Consider the following 10979-nt stretch of genomic DNA (forward strand, 5'->3'; position numbering starts at 1 on the left):
CGGGGGCGGGCCGCGGGGGGGGGGGGGGGGGCGGCCCCCCCGCGGGGGGGCCCCCCCCCCGGGGCCCCCCCCCCCCCCCCGCGGGGCCCCCCCGGGGGGGCCCCCCCGCCGCTCGTTCAGCTGACCGTGGTGGTGACGATGGCCGCGGTGGTCGCGACCATCAGCGCGGCCTGCATCTCGTCGATGGCCTTCTTGGCCGCGGCCGAGGCCCAGTCGCCCGCAGCGATCTCGCCCATCCGGGCCTTCACCCGCTCCTTCGGCAGCTCGCGGAAGAGCTTGCGGTCCAGACCGACCGCCCGGGTCAGGGTGAGCAGCGCCGCCGTCCGCGCGTCGACCGGGCCGCTGCCGGTCAGCGCCGCTGCCATCCGCTCCCGGGCTTCCGTCTCCACCGCCGGCTGGGCTCCGCTCGGCGAGGGATAGCGGGTACGCGGGAAGATCAGCAGCACCCGGTCGGACTCCCGGCGCAGCACCCCGGCGTCCACCAGCCCGTCGAGCACCCGCTCCGGAAGGCCCTTGGCCAGCTTGCCGATCCAGTTCTTCGGCTTGCGGGGCCGTTCGGCCTCCAGCATGGTCAGGGCCTCGTCCAGTAGCGGCACCCCGGTCGGGGCGGGATCGGTCACCACGAGGTGCTTGTCCGTCACCTCCACCCGGCCGGCGAGCGCCAGTTCCAGCAACACCGCGCCGGCGAGGCCGTAGTCGAGGTGTGGGCGCCCGAGCCGGTTGGCGCCGTCGTCGTCGTACGCGAGCAGGACCAGTTCATCGGTGAGTAGCAGACTGTCCATGCCACCACGCTAGCGGGGACCCGCTGCCGGCCCTCCCGTGTCACAATCACGCGCATCGACGGACTTCTGGTTCTAGCGCTGCTGCCGCTTGTCGGTTTCGTGCTGCTGACCGTCGGCAACGCGTTCTTCGTGGTGGCCGAGTTCGCCCTGGTCACCGTCGATCGGGCCGAGATCGACCGGCGGGCCGCCGCCGGTGACGAGGCCGCCCGGACGGTCCGCACGGCGCTGCGCGAGCTGTCCTTCCAGCTGTCCGGAGCGCAGCTCGGAATCACCATCACCGCGCTGCTGACCGGCTATCTGGCCGAGCCGGCCCTGGCCCGGATCTTCACTCCGTTGCTGCGTCCCGTCGCGGGTGACAGCACCGAACGGTTCACCCCGTTCCTGGCGCTGGCCCTGGCCACGCTCATTTCCATGCTCTTCGGCGAGCTGGTGCCCAAGAACGCGGCGCTGGCCCGTCCGATGCCGGCGGCGCTCGCCACCGCCGGCCCGATGCACGCCTTCTCCAGGACGCTCGGGTGGGTGATCCGTGGCCTGAACGGCTCGGCGAACCGGCTGGTCCGGGCGCTCGGGGTGGAGCCGCAGGAAGAGCTGGCGAGCGCCCGTTCGCCGGAGGAGCTGGGCCTGCTGGCCGCCATCTCGGCCCGCGCCGGTGCATTGCCCACGGACACCGCGATGCTGCTGCGCCGCACCATCCGCTTCGGTGACAAGCGGGCGGCCGAGGCGATGACCCCGAGGGTCGACGTGGTCGCGTTGCGCGCCACCGCCACCGTGGCCGAGCTGCTGGAGGCGTCCCGGCAGACGGGGCGGACCCGGTTCCCGGTGTACGAGGAGACTCTGGACCTGGTCACCGGCGTGGCGGGCGTGCCGGACGCGCTGGGCGTGCCGCTTGCCGCCCGGGCGTCGACCGTGGTCGGCTCGGTGGCCCGCGAGCCGGTGTTCGTGCCGGAGAGCCTGAACCTGGACGGCGTGTTGGCGGCGTTGAAGGCCGCCGGCGCCGATCTCGCCATCGTGGTCGACGAGTACGGCGGCACGGACGGTGTGGTGACGATCGAGGACCTCGTCGAGGAGTTGGTCGGCGAGATTGCCGACGAGTTCGATCCGGCCAGCGTGGACGACCACGACCCGGCGGAGCTGACCGTGCCGGGCGGGGAGCGCACGGTGCTGGTCGACGGGGTGCTGCGCTCCGACGAGTTGGCCGAGCAGACCGGCTTCCGGCTGCCTGAGGGCCCGTACGAGACGTTGGCCGGGTTCCTGCTGGCCCGGCTCGGGCACATCCCGCTGGCCGGCGAGACGATCGATGAGGGCGGCTGGGAGTTCACCGTGGTGGAGGTGGAGCGGCACCGGATCGAGCAGGTCCGGGTGCTGCGCCCGGCGGAGCCGGCGACCGATGACTGAGCTGCTGGTGACCGTGCTGTTGCTGCTCGGCAACGGGTTCTTCGTGGGCAGCGAGTTCGCGCTGATCGCGTCCCGGCGGACGGTCATCGAGCCGTTGGCCGCCGGGTCGAAGCGGGCCCGCTGGGCGTTGTCCGCGATGAACCAGATCCCACTGATGATCGCCGGCGCGCAGCTCGGCATCACGGTCTGCTCGCTGGGCCTCGGCGCGATAGCCGAGCCGGCGCTGGCGCACCTGCTGGAGTCGCCGTTCCACGCGGTCGGCCTGCCCGAGCGAGCGGTGCATCCGGTGGCGTTCGTGCTGGCGCTGGGCGTGGTGATCTTCCTGCACACGGTGGTCGGCGAGATGGTGCCGAAGAACATCACGCTGGCCGGTCCGGAGGTCTCCGCGCTGTGGCTCGGCCCGGCGATGCTGGCGTTCTGTGTGGCCACCAAGCCGCTGCTGCTGGCGATGAAGTGGGCTGCCCGCCGGGTGTTGGCGCTCTGGCGGATCGAGACGACCGAGACGGTGAAGACGGTGTTCACCGCCGAGGAGTTGGCCGTGCTGGTGTCGCAGGCGCGTACCGAGGGGCTGCTCGACGCCGACGAGCACGCCCGCATCACCGGTGCCCTGGCCCTGCATTCCCGGACCGCGGCGGACGCGTTGCAGCCGTGGTCGACGGTGGTGACGGTTGCCGAGGACGTCTCGCCCGCGTCGCTGGAGGTGCTGGCGACCCGGACCGGCCGTTCCCGGTTCCCCGTGGTGCAGCGGTCCACCCGGCGTGTGCTGGGCTTCGTGCACGTCAAGGACGTGCTCGGGTACGCCGGGCAGGGTCGCCGGGCGCCGGTGCCGGCCCAGGTGCACCGGCCGCTGGCGGTGGTGCCGCCGGACCGTACGCTGGCCGATCTGCTGCTGGCCATGCGCCGCGAACGGCGGCACATGGTGCTGGTCAGTGACGGCCGGCGCCCGCTCGGCGTGGTCACGCTTGACGATGTATTGACCGCAATCGTTGGCTAATGGAGCAACACCCTTGGTGTGCAAGCGGTTGCGCGACAGTGATGGTGACGCAGTCCGCCTTGATTCCGGTCCGGCGCTTCCCTAGTGTTGGGCACCGACCGCTGTGGGTCGTCTGCCTCGGCCCTTCCCTCACGCGAGGCGCCCGGCGGTCGGTTGTAAAGGAGTCGATGCCGGTGGCAACCGTGCCCCCTCATCGTCACGCCCCGGGGCTGTCCGTTCGACCGGGCGGTCTACGCCGGGTCGCCCACCGCCTGCTCGTCCTGGTCGCCGCCGCGGCCGTCGGCGCCGGCATGCTCGCCGTTCCGGCGCAGGCTGAGCCCACGGTCGACGAGATCGAGGCGCAGATCGACAAGAAGTGGGAGCAGTTGGAGCCCACCATCGAGCAGTACAACAAGGTGCGGGCGGACCTGAAGGTCAACCGCAAGAAGTCGGCCGACCTGCAGAAGAAGATCGAGCCGCTGGCCCTGCAGAGTGAGTTGGCGCTCAACCGGGTCGGTGACCTCGCGTCCCGCTACTACATGTCGGGCCCCTCGCAGGAGATCGGCGCGCTGCTGGTCAGCGCCAAGCCGGACACCCTCACCGAGCAACTCACCCTCCTCGACCGACTCGCCGCGCGTGAGCGCAAGGAGGTCGAGGGCGTGCTGGCCGTCCGGGCCAAGTACGACGCCGAGAAAGAGAAGCTCGACGCGCTGATCGGCACCCAGACGAAGCAGCAGAACGACCTGGCGGCCAAGAAGAAGCAGATCGACGTCGAGATCAAGAAGCTCGAGGCGTCGCTGCCCAAGACCACGGTCAAGACCACGGGCTGCCCCACCATCAACGGTGTGGTCAACGTGGCGGCCCAGAAGGCGATCAAGACGGCCTGTCAGCAGGTCGGCAAGCCGTACGTCTGGGGTGCCACCGGCCCGAACTCGTTCGACTGCTCGGGCCTGACCCAGTACGCCTACAAGTCGGCCGGGATCAGCCTCACCCACCACACCGGCAACCAGTGGAACGAGGGCAAGGCCATCTCGCGGGCCGACGCCCGCCCCGGTGACCTGGTGTTCTTCTTCAGCGACCTGCACCATGTCGGCCTCTATCTGGGTAACGACCAGATGGTGCACGCCCCGCGCGCCGGTAAACCGGTGCAGGTGGCAAGCATCAACCACATGCCGGTCGCCGGGTTCCGCCGACCCGGCTGATCCCCACCAGGCACGACGACGGCCCCCGGTCACCGACCGGGGGCCGTCGCGGTTTTCAGCGGTACGCCGGTCAGCGCGGCGCGCCCACCGGGGACGGCAGCACCTGCACGTCGGCCAGGTTGACGTACATGATGCGGTGGCCGAACTGGATCTGCACGTACCTGTTCTCGCCGCGGATCACCGTCCAGTCGCCGGGCGAGGAGCCGTCGACCGTGCTGGCCCGGTAGTACTCACCGGGCAGCACCGCGCCGACGGCGTACCGCTGCCCGGCGGCGAGGGTGTACTGCAACGGCGAGATCGCCTGGTAGGGCACACCGGCCGGGTAGGCGGCCTGCTCCGGGTACGCCCGCCCGTACACCGGAATGGTGGCGCGGCCGGGCTTCGGGGTGACCACCACGCCGACGGTCCAGGTGGCGGTCGGTGCGGTCTTCGGGTTGTGGAACCAGGCCCGCTGCCCGAGGTACCAGATGGCCGTCCAGTCACCCTGCCGCCCGGCCAGCGCGTACGTCTGGCCGGCGGAGGCGCGGGCGCCGTGGTCCGACACCTCCATCGTGTTCGGGGTGCCGTCGGGGCGCAGCGCGATGTCGTTGACCAGTGGCGCGTCCGCGGCCGGTGCGGTGCGCAGCACCACCGACGACGATCCGCGCGGCGGGCACGGAACGCCGGGGGTGACGCATCCAATGAACGCCGGCTGGTTGGTGGCGTAGTCCGGGTCGATCCGGACCAGGCCGGTCGCCGGGGTGCCGGTGTCCAGGCGCGGCGCGTGCAGCAGGTCGAAGTAGTGCGTCCAGTCCCAGTACGGTCCCGGGTCCCAGTGCATCCCGCGCACGGTCGACGCGGTGGTGCCGGGCACGTTGTCGTGGCCGATGATGTGCTGGCGGTCCAGCGGGATGCCCAACCGCAGCGCGAGGTGTCGGACGAGCTTCGCGGACGTCCGGTACATCGCCTCCGTGTACCAGGTGCCCTGCGCGGCGAAGCCCTCGTGTTCGAGCCCGATCGACTTGGCGTTGACGTACCAGTTGCCGGCGTGCCAGGCAACGTCCTTGGTCTTGACGTGCTGGGCGATGTGCCCGTCCACCGAGCGCAGCGAGTAGTGCCAGCTCACGTACGTCGGGTCCTGGACGAGGTTCAGGGTGGTCGCCCAACTCGCCTCGGTGTCGTGGATGACGATGTATTCGATCTTCTGCCGGGCGGGCCGGTCGGAGAGGTCGTGGTTGCCGTAGTCCCCGTCGCCGAACGCCTCGTACGGCGCGGGAATCCATTCACACGAGATGGTGCGCGGGCACTCCAGACCATCCGGGCGGGCGAGCTTGCGCAGACCCAGCCGGTCCAGCCAGGAACGCTCCGGCCGTACCGTGCGGGCTGGCAGCGTGACCCGCTGACCGTCGTCGGTCACCCGGGACTCGCCCGCGCCGATGGTGGTGAAGACCTCGTCGGCGAAGGCCGCCGCGGCGTCGGCGCTGTCCGCGCCGGCGTAACGGGCCACCGCGCCGTACCAGGCGGACGGGTCGCTGCCGGCGCCGACCGGCGCGCCCAACTCCCGTTGGTACGCCGCCAGCAGCGCTGCCCCGCCGCGGATGTTCACGTTGGCGTCGGTGCGTAGCGACTCGGGGGCCGCCCCGGTCAGCGCGGCGGCGGCGTCCACGGTCTGCAGGGCCGCGCTGGGCGGCGCGGAGTCTGCGGTGTGGCGGGGTGCCAGCGTGGTACGCGAGTCGTCGCCGCGCGGGTCCTCGGTGCCGGCGTCGTGGTGGCCGCGTCCGGGCAGGGCGGTCACGTGCCGGGCGTCGGTCAGGTGCATCGGGCCGTAGCCGCCGCTGGTGCTCGGTGTGCCGGCGTTGCTGTCCCAGCGGGACTCCAGATAGGAGACGCCGAGCAGCACGGCGGTCGGTACGCCGTACTCGCTGGCTGCGGCGGCGTACTGCTGCTGGCGGTCGGCGGTGGCTGCGGCGGCGGCCGGACCGGCGGGCAACGGTAGTGCGGTCGCGGCGACCACGGCGGTGACCAGCAGTGCGTGCCGGCCGGACGACAGGGTTGGATGGCGCATCGAACCCCCTAGATTGCGTGGGTAAGGGTGAGGCCACCCTCCCGCCGGCCGGGAGTCTGCGTCAATACCTTTCCATGTATGCACACGTCCGGAAGGAAACTTTCGCCCACGGTCCGTGACCCCTCCGGATCGGTACGGAGTGTCACGGCCCCACGGGTTGCGGATTGGTAACGGCCGTCTCTACTCTGGTCATTTGTCGGCCCGGTGGCAGGTCTGCCCGTCCCGGGCAGTAACGGACCGACACCGCCGAGTCGCTTGCGAGCGAGCCGGGGACCCAGGTTCCCCGGGGTGAATCCGCAGTCACTGCGGTAGGGCGCCGACTTCCCGCCCGAACCCGTCAGCTAACCCGGTAGGCGGTCAGGAAGAAGGAGTACGGAACCCCGGTGGCACTTCATGCCCCGCGGCCGTCGTCCGGGCGGTCGGCGTCAGCCGACCCGACACCGACCGCGCCGCGTCCACGCTGGCCCCGCTTCACCACCGCCCTCGCCGCCCTGGTCGGCGTCGCCGTCGTCCTGACCGGCAGCGCCACGGCGGCCCACGCGGACCCGTCCGTCGCCGAGATCGAACGCCAGATCGACGCCGACTGGAACAAGCTCGAACCGATCATCGAACGGCACAACGCCACCCGCACCGACCTGGCCGCCAAACGCAAGCAGGCCGACGCCCTGGCCGCCCGGATCGCTCCGCTGGAGCGCCAGGTCGACGCCGCGATGGACAAGGTCAGCGCCCTGGCCGTCCGCGCGTACATGGGCGAGAACGTCTCCACCGTCAACGCCGTGCTCGGCAGCCGGTCACCCAGCGAGATGGTCGGCCAACTGGAGATGCTCGACCGGTTCGCCCACAACCAGCAGCAGGACGTACAGCAGGTGTCCGACCTGCGTGACGAGCTGGCCCGGCAGAAGGCGCCGCTGGACGAGATGGTGGCCCAGCTGACCCTGACCGAGGCGCAGCTGGCGGCGAAGAAGAAGCAGATCAACGCCGAGATCGACAAGCTCCAGAAGCTGCGCCTCAAGGTGTACGGCAACGGCGGCGGCGGTCCGCTGCGTCCGGCGCCCTGCCCGGCCAGCTACCCCGGCGGCGGCGCGGGCACGGCGGTCAAGTTCGCCTGCGCCCAGATCGGCAAACCCTACGTGTGGGGCGCCGAGGGCCCGAACTCGTACGACTGCTCCGGGCTGATGCTGGCCGCGTGGGCCAAGGCCGGGGTGTCCCTGCCGCACAACGCCGCGCAGCAGAGCCGGGTGACCAAGGACGTCAGCCGCGCCGACCTGCGCCCCGGTGACCTCGTCTTCTACTACAGCGACATCCACCACGTCGGCATGTACGTCGGCAACGGCTGGGTGGTGCACGCGTCCCAGGCCGGTCAACCCGTCAAGATGAAGAAGGTCGACGACGGCCCGATCCACAGCTACGGCCGCCCAGGCTGAGCCTCTGCTGGTCGAGGGCCCGTCGCGATCCGTCGCGGCGGGCCCTCGTCGTTGACCCGACCCTCAGCGGGTCGGCCAGGCCCGCCAGTTCTGCCAGGAGCGGCTCGGCGTCGGCCCCCGCTGACCCTGGTAACGCGAGCCGTAGACCACCGAGCCGTACGGGTGGTCGGCCGGCGAGGAGAGCCGGAAGATGCAGAGCTGCCCGATCTTCATGCCCGGCCAGAGGGTGATCGGCAGGTTCGCCACGTTGGACAGCTCCAGCGTCACGTGACCGGAGAAGCCCGGGTCGATGAAGCCGGCGGTGGAGTGGGTGAGCAGGCCGAGCCGGCCCAGGCTGGACTTGCCCTCCAGGCGGCCGGCGAGCTGGTCGCCGAGCGAGATCACCTCCAGCGTCGAGGCGAGCACGAACTCGCCCGGGTGCAGCACAAACGGCTCGCCGTCGGGCACCTCGACCACCGAGGTCAGGTCGTCCTGTTGCATGGCCGGGTCGATGTGCGTGTAGAGGTGGTTGTTGAAGACCCGGAACAGCCGGTCGAGTCGTACGTCGATGCTGGACGGTTGGACCAGGGTGGGCTCGAAAGGGTCCAGGCCCAGCGCGCCGGCCTTGATCTCGGTGACCAGGTCGCGGTCGGAGAGCAGCATCGGACCACCATAGCGAGGCACGCGGTGACCAGCGTGTCGAGGTCGCTCTTCGTACATTTGTTCGATAGAATGCCGGCATGGCTTCCTGGTCCGATTTCGCCGCCGACGAGCCCCGACTCGCCGACGGGATCCGCGTTCTCCTGCAGCAGTACGGGCCGGGCTTCGGCTACCTGGCCACGGTCCGCGCCGACGGCGGTCCCCGGGTCCATCCGGTCTCCCCGGTCATCACCGACGAGGGTCTGTTCTGCTTCATCATCGACTCGCCGAAGCGCCGTGACCTGGAGCGGGACGGCCGCTATGCGCTGCACTCGTTCCCACCGGAGGAGAGCGACGACGAGGCTTACGTGGCGGGGCACGCCTGGCCGGTGACCGATCCGGCGCGGGTGGCCCGGCTGGCGCAGACCGCCCGAGCGGAGCCGCAGGTCGACTGGCGGCTCTTCGAGTTCACCGTCGACGTGGCGATGCTGACCCGCCGCGAGCACCAGATCACGGGCATTCCTGGTCTCCCGCCGAGCCGTCCGGCCGTTCGGGTCTGGCTCGACCCGCACGCCCCGACGGCTGCGGCGCCGCTCGGCGTACCCCAGACCCGCCCGACCCGTCTCAGCCGTGACGTCCAGTGCACGGCCGCCTGACCACCGCCCGAAGACGCCGGTGCCGGCTTCGTCGTGACGGAGCCGGCACCGGTGGTACGCGGAGAAGTTAGGCCGCGCGGTACGCGTTCCAGGCGGTCAGCATGCGGCTGGCCTGTCCCGGGGTGAACTGATACATGCACGAGTCGTAGGTGTAGTCCATGAAGTTGGTGATCGGGTCCAGCCCGGCCGCCGAGCAGGTGTTGCGCCCGGTCGGGCACTGGTAGGCCGGCGACGCCTCGGCCGGGGTGTCGCTGACGCTGTCACCCGAGCCACCGCAGCCACCCTGGAAGGTGTGGTAGAGGTTCAGCCAGTGACCCACCTCGTGGGTGCCGGTGTCGCCCTGGTTGTAGTTGGTGGCGGTGCCGCCCGGCAGCGACTCGTTCAGCGCGACCACGCCGTCCATGCTGCTCAGGTTCCGCTGCGGGAAGGTCGCCCAGCCCAGCAGGTTGTTGCTCAGTTCGCCGAGGTAGATGTTGAGCGTGTTCTTGCCGCCCACCCGCAGCGAGGACTTCATCGACCGCTCCGCCGACGAGCCCTGCACGATCGGGTACCACGATGGGTTCGTCACCCGGTTGATCTTGTCGAGGCGGAAGGCGAACGCGGTGACCGCGCCGCCGGTCGCGCCGGCGTACGCCTGGTTGAGCACGTTGATCTGGGCGGTGACCAGCGAGTCCGGGATGTTGCCGCCGGCCCGGGTGCTGTTCTCCTGGATCACGTGCACCACCACCGGGATGGTGACGGTGGCCAGTGCCGTCGCGCCGGCACCCGTGCGGAAGTTGGCGCGCTCCCGCAACGCCGCCGCGAGGTCGGCTTCCCGGTCGCGGACCTGGTCGGCGGTCAGTTCGTTCGGGTCGTGCTTGGCCGCACCGCCGGGCCTCATCCGGGCGTTGGCGTGGCTGTCGGCCGGCTCCACGCAGGCGCCACCAGGCGCTGCCGAGAGGGCTGAAGCAGCCGGCACGACACCTACGGCGGCGGTGCTGAGCAGCAGCGCGAGGGTTGTCGACGCGACACCGGCGGCACGCCGGGTCAGCAGGTTGGGACGGAGTCCCATGGGCCCACCTCTTTCTGGCGGCGCGGCAGGGGGTGTGTCACGCCATGGCGGAGAACGTGTGGCAGACGTTACAACCCATCGATGCATTTGAGAACGACTATATGTTGCCGTGAGGAAACTTCTTGCTGGCCCGCGTCCCGCTGTCGGCACGCGGGGATGCCTGGGTGCACCGGCTCGGCGACTCGGGTACAGTGGTGCCGCCCGCGGGTGTAGTTCAATGGCAGAACATCAGCTTCCCAAGCTGACAGTGCGGGTTCGATTCCCGTCACCCGCTCCACGATCGAAGCCCTGGCAAGGACGCGAGTCCCGCCAGGGCTTTCGATGTTCCACGGGCCGCCAGCGCCCGATGGGCCATCCACGGGCCATTAGCCACGCTTCCTGCCGGCCTTCTTGCCCTTGCCCTTGCCCTTCGCCTTGTCCGAGGGGCCGGCGGCCGACTTCTTGGCCTTCTTGCGCTCGGCCTTCACGGCGTCGCTCACCGCCTGGGCGATGGCCCGATCCGCCTCCGAGGTGGGGTGAGGCCGTGGCAGTGCGTCCGGGCTGACCGGTTCAGTCCTGGTCGAATACGGTCGCCCATGTCAGGACGCACGCGTCGTTTCCGGCGGTGGCGAGCAGGCTGGCGCCGTTGGAGTGGGTCCAGGTCCCCACCGCGTACACCGTCCCGGTGTGGCCGTGGAGTTCGCCGGCGGGTTGCAGTGTGTCGGGGTGTCACAGCCGCACCACCTGGTCGTCGCCGGCGGTGACGAGCAGGGTGGTGTCCTTGGAGTGGGTCCAGGTCCCCACCGCGAGCACCGGGCCGGTGTGGCCGTGGAGTTCGCCGGCGGGCCGGAGGGT

General features: G+C 70.9%; 9 protein-coding genes, 1 tRNA gene and 1 riboswitch. Of the genes, 6 read left to right on the forward strand and 4 right to left on the reverse strand.

All coding sequences use genetic code 11. The features are described 5' to 3' along the window. Positions 1 to 116: 116 nt before the first annotated feature. Entirely contained in the window at positions 117 to 782 is a 666-nt protein-coding gene (locus ABZ780_RS04175; protein WP_357484118.1) for a GPP34 family phosphoprotein, read from the reverse strand. Positions 783 to 863: 81 nt separating this feature from the next. Between ABZ780_RS04175 and ABZ780_RS04180 the strand changes: the two genes are divergently transcribed. From ABZ780_RS04180 to ABZ780_RS04190, 3 genes are all read left to right on the forward strand, one after another. After that, positions 864 to 2177: a hemolysin family protein gene (locus tag ABZ780_RS04180; RefSeq protein ID WP_357485299.1), complete on the forward strand. Its 1314-nt coding sequence runs from the start codon at positions 864 to 866 to the stop codon at positions 2175 to 2177. Then, the gene (locus ABZ780_RS04185; RefSeq protein ID WP_357003362.1) at positions 2170 to 3171 is read left to right on the forward strand and encodes a hemolysin family protein; all 1002 of its coding nucleotides are present in this window, start codon (positions 2170 to 2172) and stop codon (positions 3169 to 3171) included. The genes ABZ780_RS04180 and ABZ780_RS04185 overlap by 8 nt, the downstream gene beginning before the upstream one ends. A gap of 167 nt (positions 3172 to 3338) precedes the next feature. Further along, positions 3339 to 4352, forward strand: a complete 1014-nt coding sequence (locus ABZ780_RS04190) for an NlpC/P60 family protein (RefSeq protein WP_357003364.1) — start codon at positions 3339 to 3341, stop codon at positions 4350 to 4352. Positions 4353 to 4422: 70 nt separating this feature from the next. Here the strand turns inward: ABZ780_RS04190 and ABZ780_RS04195 are convergent, their stop codons facing one another. Then, a complete protein-coding gene (locus tag ABZ780_RS04195) occupies positions 4423 to 6396 on the reverse strand; it encodes an N-acetylmuramoyl-L-alanine amidase (protein WP_357484120.1) in 1974 nt (657 codons plus the stop codon). A 234-nt stretch (positions 6397 to 6630) separates the two neighbouring features. Further along, positions 6631 to 6766, forward strand: a riboswitch (cyclic di-AMP (ydaO/yuaA leader). A gap of 13 nt (positions 6767 to 6779) precedes the next feature. On the opposite strand from ABZ780_RS04195, the gene ABZ780_RS04200 reads away from it, so the two are divergent. Next, positions 6780 to 7820 (forward strand): NlpC/P60 family protein, encoded by a 1041-nt coding sequence (locus tag ABZ780_RS04200; protein WP_357484124.1) that lies wholly within the window; start codon positions 6780 to 6782, stop codon positions 7818 to 7820. Between the two features lie 63 nt (positions 7821 to 7883). Here ABZ780_RS04200 and dcd read toward each other — a convergent pair whose 3' ends face one another. Continuing rightward, positions 7884 to 8462 carry a dCTP deaminase gene (dcd, locus tag ABZ780_RS04205; protein ID WP_357003370.1) on the reverse strand — a complete coding sequence of 193 codons (579 nt, stop codon included), beginning with the start codon at positions 8460 to 8462 and terminating at the stop codon, positions 7884 to 7886. Positions 8463 to 8539: 77 nt separating this feature from the next. Here dcd and ABZ780_RS04210 point away from each other — a divergent pair, with 77 nt between their 5' ends. Further along, a complete protein-coding gene (locus ABZ780_RS04210; RefSeq protein WP_357484127.1) occupies positions 8540 to 9094 on the forward strand; it encodes a pyridoxamine 5'-phosphate oxidase family protein in 555 nt (184 codons plus the stop codon). Positions 9095 to 9161: 67 nt separating this feature from the next. On the opposite strand, the gene ABZ780_RS04215 is transcribed toward ABZ780_RS04210, so the two are convergent. Further along, positions 9162 to 10145: a zinc metalloprotease gene (locus ABZ780_RS04215; RefSeq protein WP_357003374.1), complete on the reverse strand. Its 984-nt coding sequence runs from the start codon at positions 10143 to 10145 to the stop codon at positions 9162 to 9164. A gap of 203 nt (positions 10146 to 10348) precedes the next feature. On the opposite strand from ABZ780_RS04215, the gene ABZ780_RS04220 reads away from it, so the two are divergent. After that, positions 10349 to 10422 (forward strand) — tRNA-Gly (locus ABZ780_RS04220). Positions 10423 to 10979: the final 557 nt, after the last annotated feature.

The organism is Micromonospora sp. NPDC047467, from assembly GCF_040643095.1.
Classification (GTDB): domain Bacteria; phylum Actinomycetota; class Actinomycetes; order Mycobacteriales; family Micromonosporaceae; genus Micromonospora.